Source organism: Pigmentiphaga soli, assembly GCF_039541095.1.
GTDB lineage: Bacteria > Pseudomonadota > Gammaproteobacteria > Burkholderiales > Burkholderiaceae_B > Pigmentiphaga > Pigmentiphaga soli.
Genome location: NZ_BAABFO010000004.1, coordinates 122,502 through 147,829, shown reverse-complemented (window position 1 = coordinate 147,829; position 25,328 = coordinate 122,502). Strand labels below are relative to the sequence as shown.

Sequence of the window (25,328 nt, the reverse complement as noted above, 5' to 3'; positions counted from 1 at the left end):
GGAGACCTCCCGAAAGGTTGAACATCGAAAGCACCCGCGTCGTGGCGACGCGCGTCCGCGGTGGTCGGTGCGAGGCGGACTGGATCGGTCAACGCGGCGAGGCGCGTTGCAGCCTTGAAGACCGGAGCTGCCAGGGCATGGTGCTGACGACCGTCAGCGACACATGCGGGAAGGATGGAAGCGCGGCGGCGCACCGTCGCCGATCAAACGGAACCGCCCGCCGTCCGGTTTGGCCCGAGCACTGCCGGCAGCAGCAGTGCACGATCTGTCCGCCCACGACAAAGGCGCCGAAGCCACGTAGGGCTTCGGCTGGAGAAGAATCAATCCACCTGTGGGCTGCAAGCAGGCCAGGCCGTCGTCAAAGCCATTCGCTGCGTCAGCAATCTCACCCGGCCCGTTTCGTGGCTGGGGCCGGCATCCTCTGGCGTGCATCCACACACAAAGGGAACCCGTTGTTCCGCCGGCGGGCACCGGCACCGAATACCGTCGACCGCAAGCGGTCTCCTGGCACCTCGCAGCCTTGCGGGCCGAGGCGTCAGGAGACCGCTCGCGGATGGACGGAAGCACGTCGATCAGCGGAATCGCGGCGAGCGCGATTCGACGGAGCAATGACCTTCTCGCCCTGCAAGCCGTGATTGGCCTGTGCAGGACGCGCGCACCGTTGCAGAAGGGAACGCGCGCTGGGGAGTCCCGCGGGGCGCGGGAGGTTTGCCCCGCCGTCCGCAAGAGCCGGCGTGGCAGAGGGAGACGTGGGCGTCAGTTCGCCTGGAGGCGCCGGCGCGGTGCCCTGTAGGTGCGGCTGGATGCGCCGCGCTTGCCTGCCGCGGCATCTTCGACCGGCTGCGTACCCTTGCAGTCCGGGTAGCGGCTGCACGACCAGAACACGCCGCTCTTGCTGCTACGCTGGCGCATCGGGGCGCCGCACTGCGGGCAGTCCGGCGCGGGCGGCAGCTTGAGGTCCAGCGTGGCGCCGCGGTACTGCTGCACGAGCCGGGCGACCCAGCTCGATTGCTTGGCGATGAAGGTGTCCAGCGTCATCTGGCCGGCCTCGATCATGTCCAGTGCCTGCTCCCACACCGCCGTGGTCCCCGGGTCGGCGATGGCCGCCGGCACGGCGTCGATCAACGTGAAGGCCGCATCCGATGCACGGATGGCGCGGCCTTTCTTCAAGAGATAGCCGCGGGCCAGCAGCCCGCTGATGATGTTGGCGCGCGTCGCCTCGGTGCCGATGCCCGTGGTGTCCTTCAGCTTCTGCTTCAGGCGCGGGTCGGTCACGAGCTTGGCGACGCCCTTCATGGCCTTGACCAGTTCTCCCTGCGTGTAGGGCTTGGGCGGCAGCGTCTTCAATGCCTTCAGCTCGACCTGACCGACTTGACAGGCATCGCCAGCCTTCAACGCTGGCAATACTTGGCCGCGCCGTGCATCCTCTCCGTCCGTGTCGTCAAGGGCCGGCGCCGCCAGCACCTGGCGCCATCCGGCCGTCGCGATCTGCTTGCCGACCGCCACCAGCGACTGCCCGCCGCACGTGAGCTGCGCCACCGTCCGGTCAAACTCGTGATGCGGCAGGAACTGCGCGAGGTAGTGGGCACGGATCAGCCGGTAGACGGCCAACTCCTTGTCGGTCATCGCCGAGAGATTCGCCGGCTCCAGCGTGGGGATGATGCCGTGATGCGCCGTGACCTTGCCGTCGTTCCAGGCCCGCGAACGCTGCTGGCGGTTCAGGCGGTCGATCAGCGGCCGCAGGCTGGGATCGGTCTTCACCAGGCTGTCGAGCACGGCCGGCACCTCGGCCAGCATGCTCTCAGGCAGGTGGCCCGAATCCGAGCGCGGATACGTCGTCGCCTTGTGCGTCTCGTACAGCGCCTGGGCAATGTCCAGCGTCTCCTGCACGTCGAGGCCCAACTGCTTGGAACACACTTCCTGCAAGGTGCCCAGGTCGAACGGCAGCGGCGGGCCTTCGCGCACGCGCTCGGTCTCCACCGACAGCACCTGGGCGGTGCCGGCCGCGCGCAGGCGTTCGGCGGCCTGCTGCGCCACCGGCTGCCGCAGGCAACGGCCGGCTTCGTCGGTGCTGCCCTGGGGGGGCGTCCAGCTTGCGACAAAGGTCTGGCCTGCATGCGACAGTGCGACCTCGGTCGCCCAGAACGGCACCGAGACGAAGCGCGCGATCTCGCGATCACGGTCCACGACCAGCTTGAGCGTCGGCGTCTGCACGCGCCCGACCGATAGCACGCCGTTGTAGCCGGCCTGGCGGCCCAGCAGCGTGAACAGGCGGCTCAGGTTCATCCCGATCAGCCAGTCGGCGCGCGATCGGGCGAGTGCGGAGAAATACAGCGGCAGCGTCTCGGCGGACGGCTTGAGCGCACCCAGCGCCTTGCGGATCGACGCATCGTTGAGCGCCGACAGCCACAGGCGCTGAATCGGCCCGCGGTAGCCGCATAGGTCGATGATCTCGCGGGCGATCATCTCGCCCTCGCGGTCGGCGTCGGTCGCGATCACGAGTTCGCCCGCCTTGGCGACGAGTTGCTGCACGACCTTGAACTGCGCCACAGTCGCCGCCTTGGGCTCGACACGCCAACGCTCAGGAACAATGGGTAGTTGCTCGATGGCCCAGCGCTTGTATTGCTCGCCGTAGCCTTCGGGTGGAACTGCCTCCACCAGATGACCGATGCACCAGGTCACGACGACACCCGCACCGCTGTAGCAGCCGTTGCCGCGTTGGCCAGCGCCCAGCACACGGGCGATGTCCTTGCCCTGGGACGGCTTCTCGCACAGGAACACGCGCATGAAGCCTCCTTGAAAATGTGCGGTTCATTGGATGGGCGCCAGCTTGGCAGGGCCAGGAGATGCCGGCAGCAAGGAAGCCGATTGATGCAGACGCCGCTTTGTGATCGGCAGGCGGTCCGTTGCCGCAGCGGTGCGCATAGACCGCAGGAGCTGGCACAGCAAGAGCGTCGTTTCGGGAGGGCGGCTGGAACGCCGTGGACGACCTTGGAGCTATCCCCTGGGGATAGCTCGCTGGTGCATCGCGGGCGCATGACAGTTGCTACAGCCGCCCTCGGGGCGGCGGCGATTGGCGAGCTACTGTCCGCCGGCTGGCTTGGCGCTGAGCGCCACCGACGCGATGCGGTACGGCAGGATGCCCACGCGCCGCGCCTCGACCTTGAACGTGACGCGCTCGTTCTCGTCGGCGTCCTCCCATTCGTCGCGCACGGTACGGCCCTCGACCAGCACCCGCATACCTTTCTGGTACAGCGTCTTCCAGTGCTCGGCGTCGCGGTGCCACAGCTCCACGGGCGCCCAGAAGCCGCCGCGATCTTCGTACTCGCCGTCCTTCTTCGGGATCGGGTTGTCGAAGTAGACGTTCAAGCGAAGCAGCCGGCGTGGCTCGTCGTTGCCGTTCGGGAATTCGCGGTAGTCCGGCGCAGAACCGATGTTGCCCTCGCCGACGAAGTGCGTGCTCATGGTGACTCCTTGGTGGTGGGTGGAACGGACGCGGTATGCCCGTGGACGCGCCGCAGGTAGGCCGCTTCCGCCTGCGCGGCCTTGTTGGCGCATTCCAGGGCTTGGCGAGCGATGCTGTGGGTCAGGCTGATCTGCATGTTCAGCACGATGCGCTGCAGTTCCATCGCGTACAGTTCGTCGATCAGCGAGGCCGGCGTCGCGGGGTTGGCCAGCAGGGCCTCCCACAACGCCACGCCCATGGAGGAACGGTCGAGGTTGCGCCAGCGCAGGAAGGTCGTCCCTGCGCCAGTGGCCTGCTGGGCCAGTTGCACGTCGAGCAGGCTGAAGGGGTAGGCCCGCGCCTGGGGCAGCACGCGCCGCTGCGCCAGGCCAATCAGGTCGTCGCGCAGCGCTGCGCACTGGCTGGCCCAGGTCTCCAGACTCCCCTTACCCTTAAAGGGCTGTAAAAGGCCTTTTAGGTAGGCCGCATGTTCCACCCGCCGGAAGTCCGTCTGTTCCAGCGGAACGAAGTGCGCGGAAGGGGTCAATGCCGTCATGTCGTGGCATCCTCGTCTGGTGCCCCATCGGATGCGCCATCTTTCGGTGCAAGCTTCACCGCATCGGCGGCAGGCGCCGCAGCCGGCGCACCGGGCCGGTTCGCCCGCCGTGCGATGGGTGGCGCGAAGCGCGAGCGGCGCGTGCCTTCCAGCACGTCCTGCGGCAACTCGCCGAACTCCTCCAGCGCCGCTCGCGCCGCGGCGTTCTTCGCAGCGAAGTCGTCGCGCGTCGTGCCCGAGTAGCGGTACTGCTGGGCCAGCGAGAACAGGCTGCGCAGCGCGTGCGCGCCGTCATTGAGCCAGCGCTCCAAGGTGCTGCGGTCGATCAGCGCCGTGTGGTGCGCCAAGATGAGTTTGCGTGCCAGGTCGTCGTAGTCGGCCAGCAAATACACCGCCATGAAGCCGAGCTGGGCATTCACGAACAGCGGCAGCTTCACCGGCTGCACGTTCATGTTCTCGCCCAGAGACAGCGCCGCTGGCACGTCGGCCAAGGCCTGATCCACCTGTTCGCGCAGCGCCTGCAGCGTGCTCTTAGTCTGCTCCAGCTTGTCTTCGATACGCAGCATCCAGAAATCGGAGTACGGATCGTCCTGCTCGGCGCCGCGCTTCATCTTGTTCATCGCGCTGATGAAGCCGTTGAGGCCGATGATGCCGGCGCGTCCTTCCGCTGGCGCTCGGCCATGCCAGATGCGCGAGGCGTGGTGCGTGTGCAGCGTCAGCGACATCGCGCTACGCAGCGACCCGAGATTCAATTGCAGGGGTTCATTGGCCATGGGTGACGACTCGCATTAACGGAACGAGTCGCCAGCATCGGCACCGACCGGAAGGCCGTCAGTCAACAAACCGCAATCGGCGTGCGCCTGGTTTGTCCGTGCCGGGAAGGCTGGCTGTCCCAGCTATCCCCTGGGGATAGCCTCGCGGCGGGTAGCGACGGCAAGCGCCGTCTGCTGTCCCAACTGTGCAATGAAACCTTCGAGTTGGCCGTCGGCGACACCGGCATGGCGGCCGGCGGCGATGTCGGCCCAGCCCATGCAAGCTGCTTCCTGCAGCGCCTTGAGTTTGGCTGCTTCAGGCTCCTTGGCATTCATGGTGAATCTCCAGTGAGGAAAACCGCCTTCACTCCCGTGCCGGCGGCCACTGCTGCGCGGCGTGCAACACGCGCAGGATGGACACCGCGCGGGTGTCCTCCATGTAGACCACGACGTAGTTCGCACGCACGACCATCTCCCGCGTGCCGGCCACGCGGCCAGGCCGGTAGAGCTTCGGGCGCTCCGGCAGCTTCGCGGCCTTGGCCTCGATGTCGTCCTTCAACCGCTGCGCGGCATCGGGGTTGTCGTCCGAGATGTAGTCAACAATCGCCAGCAGGTCGGCGCGGGCAGCTTGCCGCCACTCAAGTACGCGCACGCCGCTTCCTGTCGATCAGGGCCTGCGCCTCGTCCATGACCTGCTGGTGCGGCACCGGCGGCCGTGTGTCGGCCAGCGCCTCCTGAACCTTCGCCCGAAACCAGGCGTCGTAGGCGTCCGGGTCGACCGTAAGGCCGGCCGGCAGCGCACCTTCCTTGACCACGCGGGTCAGCAGGATGCGCACGGCATCCGAAACCGTGAGGCCGACCCCGGCGAGCTTCTCGGCGGCATCGGCCTTGAGCTTGTCGTCCACTCGGATATGCAGCATCGAAGTCTGTGCGGCCATCTCGGCTCTCCTGTTTGTGCATCAGGCTGTATTTTGTATCTCAATTGAGACTCGCGCAAGAGCCAGGGCCGGGCCGACTGCCGGCCAGAAGGCTCCCTGTCCCAGCTATCCCCTGGGGATAGCTCGGCCGGTCACGGGTCGCGCAGGGCCGCCCGCAGCCGCGCCAGGTGGGCGCGCGCCACTTCGGGGGATACCGGCGGTGCTGATGGCGCCGGTGCCGGCGCGGGTGGACGGGAAGCAGGCGACACCGTGGCGCTGTCGCCCGCCCAGGCCTTGAACTCCCCACGGATCGCCTTCTGGATGATGCCGAACAGGTAGCCAGCCGGGTTGCGCACCGAGCTGTTGCAGCAGCGCGCCTCCCATTCGTCCAGCACCGCCTGCCGCTGGGCTTCGTCCACCTGCCGCAGGGCCACCAGCGCGCCGGACTGCTGCTCGTGCTTCAAACGCTGGAAGCGGTCTGGCAGCCGCAGGTTCTGCAAGGCCCTCGCGCGCGGTACTGTACGTACTTCATTTATACGATCATTACGTACTGTACGGTCCTCCTTCGGAATCCGAAGAGAGCTATCCGGCGCGGGTTTCGGCCTTGCTTCGGATTCCGAAGACGGGCGCGCAGCATTCCGAAGAAGGGCTTCCTGGCCTTCTTCGGATTCGTGGTCCGCACCCTCCTGTGGATAACCTGGCGTCGTCCATCCATGCGGCGCCATGCGCTGCGCCAGCACCTGCAGGCGGGTCGGCAGCGTGCGGCCGCTGAGCAGCGGGTCTTCGGCAATCTCCTTGAGCGTGTTCATGCCCACGATCTGCACCGCCTTCGCCGCGTGCGTGAGCGCCTGGCTGACCAGTCCGAGGTAGTCGGCATCGAGTTGCATCGCCTCGAAGGGCGACAGCGGTTCGTCGTGCAGCACGTAGAGGTTGCCTTGGATGCGGCCGGTCTTCGGGTCGCGCCGTCGTCGCACCAGGCTCAGCCAGCGCGTCAGCCGCAGCAGCGTCAGGGCGCGCGCCACGGTCTCGTGCGAGGCTTGCGCCCCGCAGGGCATCGAGGCCAGGTAGGGGCGCAATTGGTCGTAGGTGGGAAAGGCGGTCACGCCGTCGTCGTTGAGCTGCAGGCGGAACACCTGCCAGGCGTTGCGCTCCAGCGGGGTCAGGCGCCGGTCGAGGAACAGTCGGCGCGGCACGCTCTCATGGCGGTTGCCGCTGTAGAGGAATCCGTCGGCGGCCGGCGCGGTGCCCTGTGCCGGTTCCTGCGGCCCAAGGTGCCGCAGCGCCTCGTCGAACACCGCCGACAGCGCAACGGGACCTTCGCGCCGTGGTGTGCCGGACGTGGCCATGGCTACACCAGCCCCTGGTCGATCCAGTTCCGTATCGCCGACCAGATCACCGACATCGGCAGGCTCATGGCCTCGGCCAGGTCCATGGTCAGTGCCAGCATCGCCATGTCGTCGGTCAGGGCGACATGGCGCTCGGCGACGCCGGCCTTCCAGCGTTCCCACAAGGCCACGTCCTGCGCCTCGTCGAGCACCGGATGCCGACCCTTGCGCTTGGGCAGCCCGAGGATGTCGCGGCGCAGCGCCACTTCCTGATGCGTGAGGCCGTAGAACTTGCTGACCATCTCCGTGCTCGCCCCCAGGCGCAGCATGCGGTCCACCGTAGCGATCTCCCGCTCCACGTCGTGCACCTGGCTAAGCAGCCGCTTCAACACTTCCCGGTTCACCGACACCGAACACCACGACACCGTGGCATTCACCAGCATGCTCACGAGTTCGGGGTGCTTCAGCGCATCCAGTTCCTCCTCGCCGAAGCCCATGGCCTTGCAGCGGCGCAACTGGCCGTTGCGCAGGTCATGCAGGGCCTGGGCGATCACGGCCTGGTTGAGTGGGTGCGGTGCCGACATGCGGGAGCCTCCTGCGCTCAGGAATCCTGGCTCGCTACGCCGGCTTCCAGATCCAGTAGCCGGCGCGCCAAGCGCAGCAGACGGAACAGCTTCACCAGCGCAGCATCGCTCAGACGTGTAGCCGAGCCGCCGTGGCCATGGAGCAGCGCCGCCAGTTCGTCGGCCAGCCGCGCGCGGTCCAATCCGTTCGCGGCGGGTGGCGCCGAACTCAGCGCATCCAGCAGGGTCAGCACCGCCCTTGCGAATGCTGGCAGCGCCTTCGCGTGGCCCACGGCCGGCGCCGCGCAGACGAAGCCGATGCCGCCGACGCTGGCCTCGATGTGGTCGGCGACGGCCGCTTCCTCGGCGATCTCGCGCGCGAACTGCGCGATGTGCACGCGCAGGCGATCCGGCACGTCCAGCCCCGGCTCGACGTACCAGACGTCCGAGATGGGATAGAGCCCGCCGACCTGTACGGGGATCGCGCGCAGCGCATCGGCCTCGAAGTCGGGCAGCTTGTCGCCAAGCTGGTTGGCAACCATCCGCTGGATGGATTGCAGGCGCTCGGTGGTCGGCGCCGGTGTCACGATGTGCCCTTGCAGGCGCTCGTCGCGTGGTCCGTGCTGGTCCTCCAGCGCTTCGGGCGATGCAGGCGGTGTCGCTGCTGGCGCCGAAGGCGCGACCGGCGTGGTGTCGCGCGGTACGGACGACCCGGGTGGCTGCTGAGGCGCGGAGACCGGTGCGGAAGTAGCAGCAGGCACGACAGGCGCTGCCGGAGGCGTCGGCGCCGCCGGTTCGCTGGTCAGCGCACGCTGGCGGCTTTCGCTGTCGTTGATCTCCAGCGCCAGCGTGTCGTAGTCCGCCTCCAGCAGTTCGGCCATCTGGCCCACCAGTTCGTCCTGCACCCGCTGCGGCGAGAAGTCATCCGGCTGCGTGTCGAACTGCGCCAGCACGTCCTGAAACAAGGTGGCGAAGTCCACGGCCACGGTGCGGCCCAGCGCACGCCGCTCCCAGGTGCGCTCGCACGCCTTGCGCAGTACCGCGAGCCGGTCCACCTGATGTCGTCCCAGGCCGCCGTAGAGCAGGTTCGGTATCGCCGGCAGCAGATAGCGCACCGCATCGTTCATGCGGCTGATGTGTGACTGTGGCACCGGATAGCCGTCGGCCGTCAGCCGCCGTGCGAGTTCGCTCTGTGACAGCGCCTGGCCGCTTTCCTGCTCGTAGAACTCGCGCGCCTTCTCGATGCCCAGGGCGCGCTCGATGAAGGTCAGCCCACCGCGCAGTTCGTTCTCGGCCAGGTGCCCGGTCAACGCCACGATTTCGCCGCGCGCCGGCCACGGGCGGAACAGGCACGCGATCCGGAAGAAGCGGTCTTCCTTGGTTTCGCTCCACAGTTCGCGCAGGATGGCGAGCCGCGTATTGCCGCCGTTCCTGATGATGTAGTGCGCCTCGCCCGGCCGGCGGGTGATCGCGGGCGGGGCGTCCAGCCCGCGCTCGCGGATCGAGGCCTTGATTTCCTCGTAGGCCGGGTTGCGCGTCACGCGTGGGTCGTGTTCATAGGGGCGCAGCTCGTCCAGCGTCACCACCATCGGCGTGTCGGCGATGGGGTCGCTCAAGATCGCTGCCGACGGGCCGCTGCGGTCGAAGCCCTTGGTCAGCAGCTTGGCGGCCATGTCCTGAGGCGTCGGCTCAGCCATCGCTGCTCTCCCGAGATGCCGCTGGTGCCTGACGATCGGCGCGGCGAAGCTGCGCGCGAGCGTTGCGGCTCGCGCGGTGATCGCTCGCGGTCGAGCTGGTGTAGATCGCGGCGCAGCCGGGCTTGGTGAACACCAGGTGCCCGCCGCGCGTGCGTTTTACGTGCCAGCCTTCGCCCAGCGCGAACTCGATCAGGGTACGCAGCCGCGCATGGCCGCGCGCCAGTTCATGCGCGTTCGCCATGACTGGCTCCCGCTGCGTGACCTCTGCCGGTAACGCACGCAAAGCGTTCCCGCCAGGCCGGGAACAGTTCTCCCGCCAGCGCACGCATCGTCTCCAATGCCGCAGGCGCGTTGCGGCCTACTGGTTGCCGATACTCGACGCGATGCACTGGCAGCCCCCGTGTTGCGGCACGTGGGTAGGCTTCGATGGCCGGGACGTCGGTGTTCAGGACCTGTATGCCAGCGTGCGCCTGGAACACTTGTCGCAGGGCCTGCTGGATCAGTCGGGCGTTCGACGAAACCGGATGCACACGGTTGATGAGCAAGCGCAGCGGTGGCGGCTCGATGCCGAGGTGCCGATACGGAGCGATGTCCTCGATCAGTTGCAGCGTGCCGCGCCTCAGCTCACGCGCCGCCAGGATTTCCGGCGTCACAGGTGACAGCGCCAGACTGGAGGCCAGTACCGCCATCTCCAGCAGCACACTGCGCGCTCCCTGGGTATCGATCAGCAGCAGGTCGTAGTGCGGCGCCAGCGCGGGGAGCAGGTGACGCAGGCGCAGCCGGCCGTCGGGTGCGTGCAGCAGCAGTGTGTTCAGTTCGCCGCGGTGGTCATTCGACACCACTAGGTCGAGACCCGCCACAGCGGTCTGCGAAGCCAATTGCTCGATACGCTGCTCGTTGAAGGCCAGCATCTCGTAGATGCCGGCAGGCGCATGCGTGCCGAGCGTGAAGTAGCTCGACAAGGTGGGCTGTACGTCCAGGTCCAGCAGCAGCACGCGCAGCCCTGCATCGGCGATGAAGCCGCCCAGGTTCGCTGCGGTGGTCGTCTTGCCGACGCCACCCTTGGTCGAGATGATGGATACCACCTGCATGGCGCGACTCCTCGTGGAAGGGATTCCGACGGAGCGCGGGCTCACGCCCGTTCCCTGAGTCGATCGGTGATCCACTGATCGATCTCCACCGAATCCCAGCCGATGGCGCGTACCCCGAGGCGCAGGGGCTTGGGAAACTTGCCCTCCTTGATCAGGTTGTAGATGTGGGCGCGCTTGAAGCCGGTCTTGGCCTCGACTTCCGCGCGGCGCAGGATGCGGTGTTCGTTCGGCGTCGCGGTGGCGATGGTCTGGGCAGTCACGAGGGGCACTCCTTGGCGCTGTGTAGCGGCGGTGATGGACGTGCCCCGTATTCAATAGCGCGGTTCCCGCGCAGTCACCGCAAGTGCAGGCTCGGCGTCTGCACTTGCAGTCAGCGGTCCTGGGTGGCGAGATGACGCCTGGCTGCCGAAAACTTCGCCCACAGCGTTCGCTCGCTGATCCCGGACTTGTCGCCGTAATGGGCAACCAGCGCACTGATGACCGATTCCAGCGTCTCGAAGGACGAATAGGGAACGCCATTGGGCGACTTGCCCAGCAGCAGGGTCAGAAGACCGCCAACGATGTTCAAGTAGGTGGACTCACTGCGGGCGCCCGGCACCCCGGAACGCTTCTCGCGCTCCGTGCGCGCCTGGTGCTCCTGGCTGAGCGTCTGGAACTGGGCATAGAGCGCATCCCAGGCTTGCACCCTGTCGGCAAGCTGGAGCTTCAATGCCTCGCGATCCATGACCAGTGCCTGCACAGCATCGACACTGACGGCCGGATGCAGGTGACGCTCGAAGGCATCGAACAGGAAGGCCGGTCGCTGGTCGGGATAGAAGCGGATCATCCAGGCCTTCAGATCGACATGTCGGATCGTGAGGCTGGGGTCATCGAGCAAGGCGGGGTCGTTGCTCGTGATGCCGTCCTTGCCGTAGGGAAGGTCGAGATGCACCAGTGCGTCGTAGATCCGTTCCGCGTTCAGGCGAAGCTGTGGCCAGCGTGCCAGTTCGGGGTGCTCCGGCAAGCGGTTCATCCCCTTGGCGACATCGAGGATGCGACGCTCGAAACGCGACAGCCCTGCCCACTGGATGGCCGCCTCGATCGGACGGTAGAAGACCTTGGCGTGGGCGCCGGAAGAAGATGACTTGCGCATGACTGCTCCCTGGTAACCGGATTCAGGACATCTGCTTCCCTCGTTGATTGGAATCGCTGCCGGGACGCGCCTTCACGGCGCGAGACGGTGGCGGCTTGGCTTGTGGGAAAGGCCAGGATGACGGATGTTCGGCAGAGCAGCCGCTCTGTCGATATGGCGCTTGTCCACCAGCACCGAGCCTCTGCGTGGCGGTATGCTTCAAGCGGTTGACTGCACATGGCAGGATGGCTCGATACCGAGGTTTTGCTACAGACGCCATCGCGGCGAAAGACGGATTCGGTCTTCTCGCGTTCGAGCCAGGGCGTTACCGGCGTGCAAGACAGCGACGGTCCATCAGCAGACGCAGTGCGGGCGGAAACAGGTGTGGCGATGCCGCCTCGACGGGGTGCAACCAGGTTTCGGGCAAGACCCGAGGGGTCTGCCTACAGATCGACAAAGCATGACAGTCCGGTTCCGCACTCATGGGAAGGAGCGATTGGGTGGTTCCGACGACAGGACTAGCGATGACGAGGGGATTGCCTGTCGGGTCTCATTGGGCATTGGTGGCCTGATCGTCGTGCAAGATCAGGACAGCACGATGGCGTAGCGCGGTCCCCAGAACTGCAAGCAGGGTAACGGACCGAGAGCAGCCAGCCTTTTCATGGCCTACTGATTCCAAGCTTGGGCTTGTTGACCAGACCATACTTATGCATTCAAATTTGAATGCTTATTGCTGAATTAAGTTCATATCTGAGGCTTAAGCTATGTCCTCTTCCGGTCAGAAGCGCTCCGGTGCCCAGGTAGCCATGCCGCAGCCCGTCGCGCGTGCGCTGCATCGCCTGGGGCAGGACATCTCGGCGGCACGGCGCATGCGCCGCCTGAGCCAGGAAGACCTTGCTCAGCGCATCGGCACGTCCCTGAGCACCGTCAGGCGCATGGAAGACGGCTATCCCGGCACCGCGCTGCACACCTTCCTGCGCGCGCTGCACATGCTGGGCCGGCTCGATGACCTGTCAAGGGCGATGACCCTGGAGAAGGACGCCCTTGGCATGGAACTGGTGCGGGAATCGTTGCCACAGCGGGTGCGCAGCGTTTCCCGCTGGCAAGGGCAGCCGGCTGGGCGAACTTCGGGAGCCGGCGATGGTGACGCGAGCGGGAGTGTCGACGTACTGGAAGGCTTTTGACGGCGCCTTCTCCTTGGCTTGCGTCCCCCTGATCCAGCCGCATTGAGCAAGTCCCCTGGAATGGATGTCAACCATGGTGTAAACTGGCAACTGAAGTGTCAACCGAGAAGATGGAGCGGCCTGTGAGCGAACGAATGTCCAATGCGCCGGTGTACTACGCGCTGGCACAGGCGCATTTCAATCCGGTGGCGGCCATGGTCAAGTATGTCGACCAAATACAAGATCGACTGCGTCGTGAAGGGTACCCCTTGTTCGAGCCGCAGCAGGTCACTCACTTGGTCGTGTCCGGGCCAGGCCAGGCACAACAAGCCGAACCAAAGATCCAGCAAACGGTATCCTGGCTCCTGACCAGGAGCGATCGATCTGCGGGCTTTATCCTGTCCCCTTCGACAATCACGTTTCATACGACGCATTACGACACCCACAAGACATTCATTCCGGAATTACTGCGGGGGTTGGATGCCGTGCATGAAGCAGTCAGCCTTGACCATGTGGGTCGGCTTGGGTTGCGCTACCTGGATGCGGTGGTGCCGGCAGACGGGGAGTCCGTCGAACAGTACCTTGTCGGTGGCGTCCATGGGGTGGGATTCGACGCGGTTCGCCGGCACGCAATGAGCGAATCCGTATTCTCGACCGATGTTGGTCCACTCGTTCCCGGCGGAACCTTGGTTGCAAGGGTATACAGGGCAACGGCGCAGCTTGGTTTTCCTCCCGATATGTTGCCGAACGGGCTGGCACTGAATCCGCGTTTCGCCATGACCGCGCCACGCGAGCATGGTGTGCTCGATACCGACCATTTTTGCGAAGGTCGCATGCCTATCGACCTCGGCAAGCTCGAAGAACAACTGCGCTCGTTGCATGCCCCGATCAAGTCCGTGTTCAAGGCAACCATCACGGATCATGCGCGCCGGGCATGGGCGTAGCACTGGAGACCCGCATGTACACCGAGACGTTTCCAACAATCAGGACTTCGCCGTCGATCGTGCCCGTTCGGGTCGCGGCCACGGCCGCCTTCGCCCTGATGGGGATCACGCAGTTGGTTGGCGGTACTGGCAGCGTGTTCGATGTGACCCGGGCGGGGGAATGGCGCAGGCTGGTGGAGGCGCGGACTCCCATTCACGTCGAAATCGAGGTGGATGGCGAGGAGGCAGCTCGTCCCGATCTGCGAAGCGCTTCGGAGCATCTGGCCAACATCCGTGAGGTGCTCAATCCAGCAATCGCCGATCTCGCCGGGACCTTTGGCGTTTCCCGGCAAGCGATCTACAAATGGCTGGGGGGAGAGTCGACGCCAGAAGCGGACAACTTCGCTCGGATACAGGCACTCAGCCAAGTGGCCGACGCCTTTCGCGAAGCAGGCGTCAAACGGGGGCCAATGATGCTGAAGATGAAGGCGTTTGACGGCAGGTCTCTCCTGGATCTCATCGCTGCAAACCAGACTGTCATGGAGCATGTCCAAACGCTGATCTCAGAGGCTCAGGCCATGGATGCGGCATACGAAAGGTCGGGACTGGCCAAGAGCAAGGCCGCGCCAACGGATGATTGGCGTTCCGCTGCTTCCATTCCTGGCTATCCCGAGCAGTGATTCGGGGATCGCGCGATGCTGGACCGGGAGACGTCATGGCGGCAGGGAGATTTGCTGACCAGCGATGGATCGCTGCAACTGGGATTGGTCGAGTCACTGGAGGATGGCCGTTTCGCTGTCGTGATCTCCCACGACTGTGACATCCCCCACCCGCACGAACCCTGCATTGAGGTCATCGTGGCGGACTTGATCGGCGATGCCCGTGGGGATCCGCAACTGTCCCATGCCAAGAACCCCCGGCGGCTGCATCTTGCGTATGACAAGGCGGATGGAGGCTCGATGGTGCTGGAGTTGCGGCATGCAGAGAAGAGATCCATCCCGAGAGTCGAGTTTGGCCAGAGTGCGTCTCGGTTTCTTGAGGCGTCGCTTTCGGATGAATCGAAGCGCACCCTGAAGCAATGGCTGGCGGCACGCTATGGCCGGCCCGCGTTCCCCAACGCCTTCGAGAACCGGCTTGCGAAGCGTGTCGGCAAGAGAGACGTCAAGAGCCGGATCGCCCGCATCCTCGCTCCCGAAGCCCGACATCTGGTGGGATTGTTCTTCGATCTGGGTGAGCAGCGGGGCATTGAGGCTTCTGATGGTGAACCCTATGCGTTGTCCATATCGGTGGCCTATGACGCCATCGAAGGTGGGCCAGGTGCGCGTGAGTCCGCCGAGAGCGTAGTACAACAATTGCGAGAGCTTTTCATCGAAGCGTACGGCCCTCCCGATGCGGCAACGGAAATCGCCCTCGACGCCTGCGAGCCAGTCCCAGATACACACATGACCCTCGCCGACCTTCGGCGTGTGGATCAATGGCGACTTGAGTACCTCAGCCTGCATGACGATGAACATGGTGGCTTCCTGCCGGACGGCGTTGCCCCTGCGTGAGACGTGAGGTGGCTGGATGAGCCTGGGATTGGCTGGGGGCTCTTGCATTTGGCACAGGGCAGCGTCTGACGGCTCTGGGTAGGCCAATGCGGCAGTAGCGGGCACGCCGAGTTGCCGAGGGCTCGCTACAGGTACATAATCTGGCCTGAATCCGTAGCGCCAACGGAATAAACCCGTTATCAATCAACGATTTGAGTGCGGCGTGATGTTCCCATCACCCGCTCCACAGCACCGATCCACGGAAATCAATCGAAGGCCGGCACGATTTCCGAAGCCATCATGGTGTCCAGTTTCTGCAGCCTGACCCACAAGGCTTCTGCGTGCCGGCCCAAGCCGCCGTATTCCATGCAACTCAGGAATTTCTCGCGTACTTGTTCCGGATCGAGCACGAGTCCTCCGTTCAACTGTTCGCTGACGATAGAACCGTCAGCCAGCGTCAGCGTGATCTTTGCCGGCGCCGGGCCAGGCAGGTCGGGCAGAGACTGCTCGATTTCGACGCGTTCGGCCAGCTCGAGAACGGCCGTGTCCGCGATGCTCGCATCCTCCAGCGACAGCATGTCCACCCGTCCTTTGGCCAGCGCAAAAGCCACCATGAATGGAATGCTGTATTTGGCGTCGGCCAGCGTGGTGGGGCGGCGCCGCTCATCCAGTGGGCGGCACAGGAAACCTGCGCGGGCATTCACCTCCACCAAGGCGCGCCCGATGCGAACGTCGCCGATCCGCCTCTTCAGCGACAGCGCGACTGCGACATACGGATGCGCGCTGCGGCAGCACGGCCAGGGCTTGACCGCGGTGTCCTCCCATATCCAGTCCTCGGGGGACGTCAACTTGCGAATGTCTTCCTCTGATGGAGTGGTGCCCAGGTAGAGCGGAAACACGCCCGCCACGCCATCGAGCGACGACGCCGGCCCCAGCAGGCCGCTCTTGGCCAGGATCGCAGCCTGCAGCCCGCCTTGCGCGGCGAACCCGGTATAGATGGCGCGCGAGTTGGCGCCGATGGTGAAGGCCGGCTCCTTGCCGCCTGCCATCTGCATATAGGCCAGGCCGAACGCCGAAACGAGCTCGTCTTCGGAAAGGCCCAGAATCATCCCCGCCGCGAACGCCGCGCCAAGATATCCGAACAACTGCGACAGGAACCAATCGGCGCCCGGCCCCTTTCCCAAAGGCGTGATCGTGCGCCCGAGCCGGCACATCAGTTCATTGCCCAGGATGACGCCGTCGACGACCGCATCCCCTTTGCATTGTGCGATTTCCGCCGCCGCCAGCGATGCCGCCAAAGTCACCGAACTCGGGTGGATGCGCGCGACATCGTGGATGTCGTCGTAGTCAAGGTTGTGCGCCATGGCCGAATTCACCAGGGCGGCCAGCACCGGGGGGGCGCCATCCGGTTGGCCGAAGACACGGCAGTTGCCACGATTGGCGCCAAAACCGAGCGACTTCACCATCTGGGCCGCCACGCTCGAGCGCCGCGAGGCAGCGACCGCAATACCCAGATTGTCGATGATGTGCAACAAGCCTTTGGCGCGGATTTTCGACGGGATGTGCGCACGCTTTTCCAAAAGTACTCGGATGAGATCCCGGCTGAGGGTCATGCCTGTCTCCAAGGGTTAGCGGATCGCGCCTTCAGCGCGCAGATTCTCCAACTGTTCGTGACTCAAGCCGAGCAAGCCCGTCAATACTTCCTCGGTGTGCTGGCCGAAGGTCGGCGGCGGGCGGCGGATCGGGAGAGCCTCTCGATTGACCGAAATCGGCGATCGCACCATGCGGATCCCGCCCAGGGTAGGGTGATCCGTCTTTTCGATGATTCCAATCGCATGGACCTGCGGATCCTCGACGATCTGCGGCACGGTATTGATCGGCGCGCAGGGAATGCCGCTGGCTTTCATCCGGCCGAGCCAGTGCTCGCGCGAGCCCTTGGCGAATTCCGGCTGCAGCACCGAATTCAATGCATCGCGGTGCGCCAAGCGGGACTGATTGACCGCGAACCGCTCGTCGACGGCCAGATCCGGACGCCCGATCACGTCGCACAGCTTGGCCCATTGGCCTTCGGTAGCCACTCCGATGGTGAACCAGCCGTCCGAGCCTCGGAAGGCCGCATACGGCGCCAGGTTTGGATGGCCGTTGCCCCAGCGCACGGGCTCCGTGCCGCCGACCAGGTAGTCGCTCATGACGTTGGTCATGCAGGCAAGGGCCGACTCCAGCAGAGAGGTCGAGATGCGCGTCCCCTGGCCGGTGCGCTCCCGGTGCAGCAGCGCCGCCTGGATGCCGTTGCAGGCAAACAGCGACGTTGCAACGTCCAGGATAGGCACCCCGACTTTCATCGGCGTGCCGTCGGGCTCGCCAATGACGCTCATCAATCCTGACTCGGCTTGCGTGGGAAAGTCGAACGCGGGCCGATCGCGGTTCGGACCGGTGTCGCCATAGCCGGTGATTTCGCACAGCACGAGGCGTGGATTCAGCTCATGCAGAATGTCCCAGCCCAGGCCGATCGCATCGAGCGATCCGGCCTTCGAGTTATGGATCATGACATCGCTGTGGCTGGCCAGCTCTTTCAGAAGTTTCCGGCCTTCCGGGTGCTTCATGTCGATCGCCACGGAGCGCTTGCTGCGATTCACCGAGAGGAAATACGGGTTGTCCATCCCCATTCCCACCATGCCCCAGCGCCGCGTGCCGTCGCCGGTCTTGGGGTGTTCGATCTTGATCACATCCGCGCCAAGATCGCCCAGAATCATCGTGCAATTCGGCCCCGACACATACCGGCTCAGATCGAGGACGCGAATTCCTTTCAGCAATTCCATTTGGTCGCCTGCCTTTCCGTTTACCGTTACAGCACCGAGGACAGCACCACGGTGCTGTGCAGGGCCAGCGGCCCGCCTTGGCTATGCGCCAGGGCGAGTTCCACGTCCTTCACCTGGCGAGGCCCGGCCTCGCCCCGCATCTGGCGCGTGATTTCAATGGCGTGGGCCAGACCCGAATAGTTGTGCCCCCAGGACAGCCCGCCACCGTGCGTGTTCGTCGGCAACGCGCCGCCCGGGGCGAGCCGGCCGCCGCTGACGAAGTCGCCCCCCTCGCCCACCTTGCAGAAGCCCAGGTCCTCCAGGGTGCGCAGTACGGTAATGGTGAAGCAGTCGTACAAGCCGAGCATGTCGAATTCCGAATGCTTGACGCCGGCCATTTCCATCGCACGCCGCCCTGTCTCGAGCGCGCCGGACTTGAGCCAATCGTGGCAGACGCTGACATAGCCGCGGAAGCTGTAGTCCTCGGCCCCGCCAAGCACGTAGACAGGCTTCTTCGGACCATCGGCCACCTGTGCGGCGCGCGAGATGATCATCGCGCCCGCGCCGTCGCTGGACAGGCAGCAATCCAGCAAATGCAAGGGGTCGGAGATCATGCGCGAGTTGATCACGTCGTCGATGGTGATGGGATCCTTCATCATCGCCTGCGGATGCATGCTGGCCCACTTGCGCGTGGAAACCGCGATTTCGGCCAACTGCTCCGAGGTCGTGCCGAATTCGTGCATATGGCGGCGCGCCACCAGGGCGAACCAGGACGGCACGAGCGTGCCCCAGGAGGTGTCGAACTCGCCATGGGCCGACGCCATTTTCTCCACCGCAGCCTTGCGGTCGCCGCCTCGATGGCCGCCACCGATCACGGCGACGTTGTTCGCCAATCCGCAGGCGACCGCCAGCGCGGCATGCAGGATATTTCCGCAATGGCCGCCCGAGGCGACATCGGGCGTCGTGTGATAGCGAATCGAATGCCCGAGCATCTCCGACCAATAGCCGGGGAAGGCGGAAGCTGCGCTGGGAGTCGGGCTGCGGCCGCCGACGATGCCGTCGATGTCGTGCAGGGTCAGCCCCGAATCCGCCGCCGCGCCGCTGATGGCCTCCAGAATCAGGTCGTCGGCGGTACGCCCGGTCAGGTTGCCGACTTCAGTGGTGTACACGCCGGCGATCGCGGCCTTGCGCAACAGGCGGCGGGTATCGGCGACGTCAACCGCGCAGGTATCGATTGCATTCATGATTGCGCTCCCGCGGTGGCGTCCATGGACTGGAACCGGAACAATGTGAAATCGTCGGTCACGTCGTCGAAGATCACCTTGACTCTCATGCCAACCGAGATGGCGTCGAGCGGCGCGAGCAGGCTGCCAAGCATGCGGACATCGGTGCCGTCGATATCGACGAGCCCCACCGCGTAGGGCACGTCTTCCTTGAAGACGGGGAAGGGCGGGCGGTGCACGATGGTGTAGCTGTAGACCGTTCCGCTGGGTTCGACCTTGTCCCATTTCAGGTCGCGGTTGTGGCACTTCGAGCACAGCAGCCTGGGCGGATGATTGAAGTGCCCGCACGCGGGGCAATGCTGCAGGCGCAGTTCGCCATTGCGCAGCGCGTCCCAGAACGGCCTGGCCATCGCCGAGGGGGTCGGCAGCGGCTTGTTGTAGGGAGGCTTATCGGCGATTTTGGTCCGTTCGTTCATGAGAGCCAGCATCCTTTGCGTACGGTTTGAGCCACGGCGGATTCGCAGGTCTCGGCCGTGCCCAGGCTGGCCAATACCGGAAGAATGTCGCGGGTGAATCTGCTGATGGGGTGCTCCTCCATGAAACCCACGCCGCCGAGCACGTCGTAGGATTTCATCAGCGCAGTCCAGACCGCCTCGCGCGCGAATGCCACCGCGGCAGGCCCGGCCAGGGCGTCGCCGCCCGGCTCCGCGATCGCGGAAAGCGCCCGGCACAATGCGAGCTCCGCGCCATCGATCGCCGAGAATTCGTCGACGATCGCGTGCTGCACCGCCTGGAAACTGCCGATGAGCTTGCCGAACTGGGCCCGCACCCGCGAATAATCGATCGCGACATCCACCAGGGTCCGGCCCGCGCCTGCCAACTGCATTCCGGCCAGGCACTGATAGATCAGTCGCGCGCGCCGCCAAAGGCGGGCGCCGTCCACGCCATCGGCCAGAGGAGAAAGCCCGCCGGGCGTCAGCGTGGTCAACAGCCGGACGTCGCCGCGGGCCGTGGTCGCGATTTCGCGCGCCTGGGCATCGCGGCCGTCGGCCAAGACGAATCTGCCGTCGACCAGCGAGGCGATCAGCGTCTTCGGTGCGAACGAAGAGAACACCAGGCGCTTGCTCTCGGCCTGGCCCCATGCCTGGTGCGACAAAGGATCTTCGGCTTGCAAGGACATCGGGAACCCCAATCCGACCTTGCCTTCGATCACGTCGGCGAACAATGCCCTGCCGGCATCGTTCAATTCATCGGCGTGCTCGGCCAGCGCGTAGCTGATCGCCACGGTCTCGGCAAAGCCGGAAAACGCGCCGCCGCGTCCCATTTCGGCGGCAAGCACGCCGGCGTCGAGCAGGGAGCCGCCGACGCCGCCGAGCGTCTCGGGTACCGCCACGCCGAGCCAGCCCAGATCCGCGAACTGTTTCCAGGCCGCGGCGCGGCTTTCCGCGGACACGAGCTTGGGATTGCCGCGGAAGAAGTCCCGCGCGGAATCGCGCAGCATCTCTTGGGTATCGCTGATTTCAATATGCATGGTCAGGAGACTCTGTTCATTGGTTATTTCGGCAGGTCCAGGCCTCGGCGCGCGATGACGTTGCGCGTCACGAAGCGGCCGCCCTGGCCGTGGTTGTCGAAGCCTTCTCGCAGGTACCATTCCGAGCGGCCATAAAGCACCGACTCGGGATCGCCGCGCTCGATCAAGGCCCGAGGGCCGAGGATCTCCAGGATCGCGCGGCCGAACGGCGGGTTGACCTCCTTGCGATAGAACTGCGACATCGAGGCTTCCCAGGTCGGCATCCTGCCCTGCGACTGCAGGTACACGACGCGCCAGCCAACCATGCGCCAGGCTTGCAGCTGCGCGGCCAGCGCGCCTATGAGCTGGCGCACGCGGGGCCGTTCCCACAGTCCATTCTGCCGGCAGTACTCGGCAAGGTCTTCGAGATGGGCCATGTACAGCGCAGGCCGATCGACGCCGGCGCGCTCGTAGTTCAGCGCCAGCGCCATGTGATAGAAGCCCCGGTTGAGCTCCCCGATCAGGCAGTCCTTCGGGATGCGGACGTTGTCGAAATGCACTTCGGTGACGACATGGCCGTTCAGGCATTCGAGCGGACTGCTGGTGATGCCTGGCAGGGTCATGTCCAGCAGAAACAGGCTCATGTTCTTGTAGCGTGGCGCCGAGAGGTCGGTGCGCGCGGCCAGGAACATGGCGTTGGCATAGGTGCCGTAGGTGATATAGAGCTTGCTGCCGTTGACGACGTAGTGGTCGCCGTCGAGCTCGGCCTTGGTCTGCAGCGCGGCAAGGTCGCTCCCGGCGTTGGGCTCGGTGAAGCCCAGAGACATCACCAGTTCGCCCTTCGCCAGCTTCGGCAGGTAACGCTTCTTTTGCTCCTCGGTGCCTACGGCCATGATGGCCGGCCCGACGATATAGCGGCCATGTCCGCCCTGGGTCGGGACGCGAAAATAGCCGCTCATTTCGCGCAGGATGCCGTAGCGGAACGGGTCGCCGTCTCCGCCGTACTCCTTCGGCCAGTGCAGGTTGTACCAGCCCTTTTCGATCAGCTTGCGGTCCATTTCCCGGCCTAGCGCGCGATACGCTTCCGACTCCGGATCCAGGCTGTACCACTCGGGCCGGGCCTCGTCCCGGAAATACGCCGCAACCTCGCGCTGGAATTCGACCTGTTCAGGGGTGAACTGAAACGGCAGGCAGGTCATGGCCTCTTGTCCATTCATGGGTGTCTCGCGATCAGATTTGTTTGAAGAACAGTTTTCCCTCGGCGCGATCCAGCACTTTCGAGTCGACCGTGGTTTCCGCTTCGCATGGCAGCAGCCATCCTCCCTCGCAAGCCTCGAGTCCGCCACTTGCGCGGGCCTCGATCTGCGCGGGCTGTCCCAGGCGCAACAGACCGCTGTGCGTGCACCGCAGGTCTGCCAGCCGGTTGGGCGATGCCACCAGGTCGCACAGAATCTGGGCCAGCCACGCAACGCGCAGCGAGCCGTTGACGATGGCATCCGGGAAGCCGTGGGTTCGTGCGTAGTCACGGTCGAAGTGGATGGGGTCGGTGATGCGCGCGGCCGCGCAGTAATAGACGATCTGCGTCATCGTCACCGGAGGCAGTGCCAGCCGGCGCATGACCTCGCCGGCCTTGAGCGACCGGGCTGCGGACAGATCAAGGCGCTTGTCGCTCATGACGCCGCCCCCCGGTAGACCATCGTCTTTTCCATGCGCGCAACGACTTGGTCGCGGGCATCCAGATAGCGCGTTTCGGTAACGATGATCGCCAACGGCCCCGATCTGCCCTCGCGCATGGTGGCGGCATGCAGCCGCACCTGGCCCTTGATGGTTTCGCCCACTTCGATCAGCCGCATCCATTCATAGCGAGTGCCGCCATTCACGGGATTGACCAAGGTGTCGTCGATGACCTCTCGTGGGCGCTCATCCTGATGTACGTTCACCCGAACTTCCTTCAGGTGTATGAGGATGGTAGGTGGTACTGCCGTGGACGTCGTGTCGCCAGGCCAGCCTATTGCCTCCCGGAACCGTTCCACGATAATGGGATCCACTGCGACCGGCCCCCAGCTGCTGAGCAATTCGCCGCATCGCGCCGCGAGCCGGCCGACGGCTTGAGTCATCGCCGTTCTCATTCTTTCCGCTTCAACCGCTGGCTTCATTGTCTCCTCCGTTATCGCCCGCCAGCATATCACTGGTACGGACAACTTAAAAGAGAAACTTCAATATAGGTCCGTACAACTAACGCAAAGCTTTGTATGCGCCACGTAGAGAGACTACATAGATACCACCGAAAGTGCTCGGTTCTTGAGGGGTAGAAATTTTTGTTGTCCGTATGACTGTGTTTGTATATCATCCGAGTTGTACGTACAACAAGGAACGACGGCAAACATGTCACACCAAGAGTGGGTGAGCAGGCTTTCCAGGGTCTCTACCGCGTTGATCAGCGATGTCCTGCGCACCGCGGGCGCGCCGCACCAGGTGCTGCATCACAGCATTCAAAAGCTGGTCCCCGGCCCGATGGTGGTTGGCCCCGCGTTCTGCGTGCGCGGTGAACGAATCCTTGGCGGCGTGCCCAAGCGTTCGTCAGCCAATCCGCGGTTCGAGATGTACCGTCGCGTCCAGGCCGGCGCTGTGGTGGTCGTGGAAAGCGGCGGCTATGAAGACGCGGTGATGTTCGGGGACAACATCGCGCACGGGTTCGCGGTCAGGCAATGCGCCGGCATCGTGACCGACGGCGGAATCCGTGACCGCGAAGCGATGGCCGGGTTGGGAATGCCGGTTTTCGGACGTTTCACCACCCCTTTGAGCTCGGGAGGCCAATGGCTGATGACCGAGCTGGAAGTCCCTTTGAAACTCAAAGGCCAATCTTCGTCGTATGTCACCGTGAACCCGGGCGATTTCATCGTGGCCGACGGAGACGGTGTCATCGTCATCCCCGAGGCCTGCGTGCAAACGGTTGCCGAAGACGCGCAACAGCTGGCCGATATCGAAGCCGAAATCGGCCGCCGGCTGGCTACCGGCCAGGACCCGGGGGAGGTATTCAGCGCGTTCGATCGCGCCAAGCACGTTCGTCGGGTGGTTTAATGACTTTCCGACAGGTCATTTGACAGGGTTCATTGTGGTCACACCGCGCTATATCCAAGTCGCTGACGAATTGGCGCAGCAAATCCAGAACGGTATTTATCAGGTCGGCAGTTGCTTGCCGACGGAATCCGACTTGTGCGACATGTTCAAAGTCAGCCGGTTTACGGTGCGAAATGCACTGAGCCGCTTGAACCAGAAAGGCTTGGTCTCGCCCGAACACGGGGTCGGGACTCGAGTGGAACGGTCGCATATGTCCGAGCGACTGCTGCTTTCACTGGGATCGCTGGCAGAGATTTCACAGTTCACCCGGTCCACGGGTTTCAAGATCTTGCGAAAAATCCTTATAGAGCCCTCGGAGGCGGACATACCGCTGCCCAATTTCGGCAAGCCATGGCTTCTGCTCGAGGGCTTGCGCTTGGTGCCCAAGAGCAAGGATCCGATTTCACTGGTGCAACTGCACGTAAATCCGGCGTTCGCCGACATTGCCGACCGTGTCGGCAAGCGCTCGGGGCCAATTTATTCCTTGGTCGAAGAAATGCACGGCGAACGGGTTGCATCGCTCAAGCAAACGATCTCCGCTGTTCCGGTGCCGGCGCAGATGGAGTCGCTGCTTGGCCTGGAGAAGGGGGCTCCGGTATTGCAGATCATTAGGCATTATTTGAATGCTTCCGGTGACCCGATAGAAATCTCCAACACCATCAGCGTATCCAGCCGCTTTACCTATTCAATGGATATCGAAACGCGTTAGCTGGCACCACAGTATTCAATACTGGAGCAACATGCAACTCATCGATTCTCAAATCCACGTCTGGCTGCCGAATACGCCGGACCGGCCCTGGCCGCCTGGAGCAATCAGCCGCCAAGGCGAAGCTTATTCGATTGAACAGGCGCTCGCGCTGCTCGATGAGCATGAAGTGAGCCGGGCGATACTCGTGCCGCCCAGTTGGGTCGGTTTTGACAACAGCTATGCGCTTGAGGCCGCCAGGCAGCACCCCGATCGCTTCGCCGTCATAGGCCGGCTCGACATCACCGCGGCCGATGCCAGGCAACGGTTGGCATCCTGGCTCGACGAGCCAGGCATGCTCGGCATCCGCATGATGCTGAACGACGACAAGGGGTTGGCCTTGGCCAACGACCCCCGCCACGACTGGTTTTGGGCGGAATGCGAACGTACGCAGATGCCACTGAAGGTATTCCTTGCCGGCCGGGGCAAGGATATCCATCCGCTCCTCGGCCGCCATCCCGGACTGCGCATCATCCTGGATCATTCGGCACGCGACCCGCGCGGCCAGCAGGATGAGGCGGCCTGGGCCGACCTGGACGACACGCTGGCGCTCGCGGATTACGCCAATGTATCGGTCAAGGTTTCGTCCCTTCCGTGTTTTTCAAGCCAGCCTTACCCGTTTCCCGTTCTCCATGAGCCGATTCGGAAAATATACGAGGCATTCGGCGCGCAGCGGATGTTGTGGGGCAGCGATTTCACCCGGTTGACGGTTCCGTACGAGCAAAACATCCGGCTGTTCACAGAAGGACTGGCCTTTCTCACGCGGCAAGACGTGGATTGGATAATGGGAAAGTCCGCTGCGCACTGGTGTGGCTGGAAAATCTGAAGATTTTCCTCGTCCTTGCATTGCAGCCATTGAA

Annotated in this window: 29 protein-coding genes; 7 read left to right on the top strand and 22 right to left on the bottom strand. The window is 64.4% G+C overall.

What is annotated here, in order from left to right; genetic code table 11:
* Positions 1-756: 756 nt before the first annotated feature.
* The 14 genes from ABD927_RS05640 to ABD927_RS05575 form a co-directional block, all read right to left on the bottom strand.
* Entirely contained in the window at positions 757-2,787 is a 2,031-nt protein-coding gene (locus ABD927_RS05640; RefSeq protein ID WP_345247201.1) for a DNA topoisomerase III, read from the bottom strand.
* A 294-nt stretch (positions 2,788-3,081) separates the two neighbouring features.
* Complete coding sequence (locus ABD927_RS05635; protein WP_027350504.1) at positions 3,082-3,465, bottom strand: single-stranded DNA-binding protein; 384 nt, start codon at positions 3,463-3,465, stop codon at positions 3,082-3,084.
* The gene (locus ABD927_RS05630; protein WP_345247198.1) at positions 3,462-4,001 is read right to left on the bottom strand and encodes a DUF3158 family protein; all 540 of its coding nucleotides are present in this window, start codon (positions 3,999-4,001) and stop codon (positions 3,462-3,464) included. Before ABD927_RS05630 ends, ABD927_RS05635 begins: the two co-directional genes overlap by 4 nt.
* Positions 3,998-4,774 carry a PFL_4669 family integrating conjugative element protein gene (locus ABD927_RS05625; RefSeq protein WP_345247196.1) on the bottom strand — a complete coding sequence of 259 codons (777 nt, stop codon included), beginning with the start codon at positions 4,772-4,774 and terminating at the stop codon, positions 3,998-4,000. The genes ABD927_RS05630 and ABD927_RS05625 overlap by 4 nt, the downstream gene beginning before the upstream one ends.
* A 123-nt stretch (positions 4,775-4,897) precedes the next feature.
* Complete coding sequence (locus ABD927_RS05620; RefSeq protein WP_087837846.1) at positions 4,898-5,089, bottom strand: hypothetical protein; 192 nt, start codon at positions 5,087-5,089, stop codon at positions 4,898-4,900.
* Between the two features lie 28 nt (positions 5,090-5,117).
* Positions 5,118-5,405, bottom strand: coding sequence for a type II toxin-antitoxin system RelE/ParE family toxin (locus ABD927_RS05615; RefSeq protein ID WP_020651212.1), 288 nt, complete (start codon positions 5,403-5,405; stop codon positions 5,118-5,120).
* Complete coding sequence (relB, locus tag ABD927_RS05610) at positions 5,392-5,691, bottom strand: type II toxin-antitoxin system RelB family antitoxin (RefSeq protein WP_151181205.1); 300 nt, start codon at positions 5,689-5,691, stop codon at positions 5,392-5,394. The genes ABD927_RS05615 and relB overlap by 14 nt, the downstream gene beginning before the upstream one ends.
* A 131-nt stretch (positions 5,692-5,822) precedes the next feature.
* Positions 5,823-7,016 carry an STY4528 family pathogenicity island replication protein gene (locus tag ABD927_RS05605; protein ID WP_345247185.1) on the bottom strand — a complete coding sequence of 398 codons (1,194 nt, stop codon included), beginning with the start codon at positions 7,014-7,016 and terminating at the stop codon, positions 5,823-5,825.
* A gap of 2 nt (positions 7,017-7,018) precedes the next feature.
* A complete protein-coding gene (locus ABD927_RS05600; RefSeq protein WP_020651215.1) occupies positions 7,019-7,579 on the bottom strand; it encodes a DUF2857 domain-containing protein in 561 nt (186 codons plus the stop codon).
* Between the two features lie 17 nt (positions 7,580-7,596).
* The gene (locus ABD927_RS05595; protein ID WP_345247182.1) at positions 7,597-9,255 is read right to left on the bottom strand and encodes a ParB family protein; all 1,659 of its coding nucleotides are present in this window, start codon (positions 9,253-9,255) and stop codon (positions 7,597-7,599) included.
* Complete coding sequence (locus ABD927_RS05590) at positions 9,248-9,496, bottom strand: hypothetical protein (RefSeq protein WP_048939778.1); 249 nt, start codon at positions 9,494-9,496, stop codon at positions 9,248-9,250. Before ABD927_RS05590 ends, ABD927_RS05595 begins: the two co-directional genes overlap by 8 nt.
* The gene (locus ABD927_RS05585) at positions 9,480-10,346 is read right to left on the bottom strand and encodes a ParA family protein (RefSeq protein ID WP_086071361.1); all 867 of its coding nucleotides are present in this window, start codon (positions 10,344-10,346) and stop codon (positions 9,480-9,482) included. Before ABD927_RS05585 ends, ABD927_RS05590 begins: the two co-directional genes overlap by 17 nt.
* A gap of 41 nt (positions 10,347-10,387) precedes the next feature.
* Complete coding sequence (locus ABD927_RS05580; protein WP_009461157.1) at positions 10,388-10,606, bottom strand: AlpA family transcriptional regulator; 219 nt, start codon at positions 10,604-10,606, stop codon at positions 10,388-10,390.
* A gap of 110 nt (positions 10,607-10,716) precedes the next feature.
* Entirely contained in the window at positions 10,717-11,478 is a 762-nt protein-coding gene (locus tag ABD927_RS05575) for a hypothetical protein (protein ID WP_086071362.1), read from the bottom strand.
* 743 nt (positions 11,479-12,221) lie between these two features.
* Here ABD927_RS05575 and ABD927_RS05570 point away from each other — a divergent pair.
* The 4 genes from ABD927_RS05570 (at position 12,222) to ABD927_RS05555 (ending at position 15,093) form a co-directional block, all read left to right on the top strand.
* Positions 12,222-12,641 (top strand): helix-turn-helix domain-containing protein, encoded by a 420-nt coding sequence (locus ABD927_RS05570; protein ID WP_086071363.1) that lies wholly within the window; start codon positions 12,222-12,224, stop codon positions 12,639-12,641.
* Between the two features lie 122 nt (positions 12,642-12,763).
* Positions 12,764-13,564 carry a TIGR04255 family protein gene (locus tag ABD927_RS05565; RefSeq protein WP_232467736.1) on the top strand — a complete coding sequence of 267 codons (801 nt, stop codon included), beginning with the start codon at positions 12,764-12,766 and terminating at the stop codon, positions 13,562-13,564.
* A 14-nt stretch (positions 13,565-13,578) separates the two neighbouring features.
* The gene (locus ABD927_RS05560) at positions 13,579-14,223 is read left to right on the top strand and encodes a transcriptional regulator (RefSeq protein WP_086073471.1); all 645 of its coding nucleotides are present in this window, start codon (positions 13,579-13,581) and stop codon (positions 14,221-14,223) included.
* Between the two features lie 15 nt (positions 14,224-14,238).
* The gene (locus tag ABD927_RS05555) at positions 14,239-15,093 is read left to right on the top strand and encodes a hypothetical protein (RefSeq protein WP_086071365.1); all 855 of its coding nucleotides are present in this window, start codon (positions 14,239-14,241) and stop codon (positions 15,091-15,093) included.
* A gap of 245 nt (positions 15,094-15,338) precedes the next feature.
* On the opposite strand, the gene ABD927_RS05550 is transcribed toward ABD927_RS05555, so the two are convergent.
* Genes ABD927_RS05550 through ABD927_RS05515 form a run of 8 tightly spaced genes read right to left on the bottom strand, consistent with a single transcriptional unit; the run spans position 15,339 to position 22,759 of the window.
* Complete coding sequence (locus ABD927_RS05550) at positions 15,339-16,685, bottom strand: MmgE/PrpD family protein (RefSeq protein WP_345247169.1); 1,347 nt, start codon at positions 16,683-16,685, stop codon at positions 15,339-15,341.
* Positions 16,686-16,700: 15 nt separating this feature from the next.
* A complete protein-coding gene (locus ABD927_RS05545; protein ID WP_345247167.1) occupies positions 16,701-17,891 on the bottom strand; it encodes a CaiB/BaiF CoA transferase family protein in 1,191 nt (396 codons plus the stop codon).
* 26 nt (positions 17,892-17,917) lie between these two features.
* Entirely contained in the window at positions 17,918-19,114 is a 1,197-nt protein-coding gene (locus ABD927_RS05540; protein ID WP_345247165.1) for a thiolase C-terminal domain-containing protein, read from the bottom strand.
* Positions 19,111-19,569 (bottom strand): Zn-ribbon domain-containing OB-fold protein, encoded by a 459-nt coding sequence (locus ABD927_RS05535; protein WP_345247163.1) that lies wholly within the window; start codon positions 19,567-19,569, stop codon positions 19,111-19,113. The genes ABD927_RS05540 and ABD927_RS05535 overlap by 4 nt, the downstream gene beginning before the upstream one ends.
* Positions 19,566-20,624, bottom strand: a complete 1,059-nt coding sequence (locus ABD927_RS05530) for an acyl-CoA dehydrogenase family protein (protein ID WP_345247161.1) — start codon at positions 20,622-20,624, stop codon at positions 19,566-19,568. The genes ABD927_RS05535 and ABD927_RS05530 overlap by 4 nt, the downstream gene beginning before the upstream one ends.
* A 23-nt stretch (positions 20,625-20,647) precedes the next feature.
* Positions 20,648-21,820, bottom strand: a complete 1,173-nt coding sequence (locus ABD927_RS05525; protein ID WP_345247159.1) for an acyl-CoA dehydrogenase family protein — start codon at positions 21,818-21,820, stop codon at positions 20,648-20,650.
* A 13-nt stretch (positions 21,821-21,833) separates the two neighbouring features.
* Positions 21,834-22,277 (bottom strand): MaoC/PaaZ C-terminal domain-containing protein, encoded by a 444-nt coding sequence (locus tag ABD927_RS05520; protein WP_345247157.1) that lies wholly within the window; start codon positions 22,275-22,277, stop codon positions 21,834-21,836.
* Entirely contained in the window at positions 22,274-22,759 is a 486-nt protein-coding gene (locus tag ABD927_RS05515) for an FAS1-like dehydratase domain-containing protein (RefSeq protein ID WP_345247155.1), read from the bottom strand. Before ABD927_RS05515 ends, ABD927_RS05520 begins: the two co-directional genes overlap by 4 nt.
* 229 nt (positions 22,760-22,988) lie before the next feature.
* Here ABD927_RS05515 and ABD927_RS05510 point away from each other — a divergent pair, with 229 nt between their 5' ends.
* Genes ABD927_RS05510 through ABD927_RS05500 form a run of 3 tightly spaced genes read left to right on the top strand, consistent with a single transcriptional unit; the run spans position 22,989 to position 25,294 of the window.
* Positions 22,989-23,684 carry an RraA family protein gene (locus tag ABD927_RS05510; protein WP_345247153.1) on the top strand — a complete coding sequence of 232 codons (696 nt, stop codon included), beginning with the start codon at positions 22,989-22,991 and terminating at the stop codon, positions 23,682-23,684.
* A gap of 19 nt (positions 23,685-23,703) precedes the next feature.
* Positions 23,704-24,432: a GntR family transcriptional regulator gene (locus tag ABD927_RS05505; protein ID WP_345247151.1), complete on the top strand. Its 729-nt coding sequence runs from the start codon at positions 23,704-23,706 to the stop codon at positions 24,430-24,432.
* 31 nt (positions 24,433-24,463) lie between these two features.
* Positions 24,464-25,294: an amidohydrolase family protein gene (locus ABD927_RS05500; protein ID WP_345247149.1), complete on the top strand. Its 831-nt coding sequence runs from the start codon at positions 24,464-24,466 to the stop codon at positions 25,292-25,294.
* The last annotated feature ends 34 nt before the right edge of the window (positions 25,295-25,328 follow it).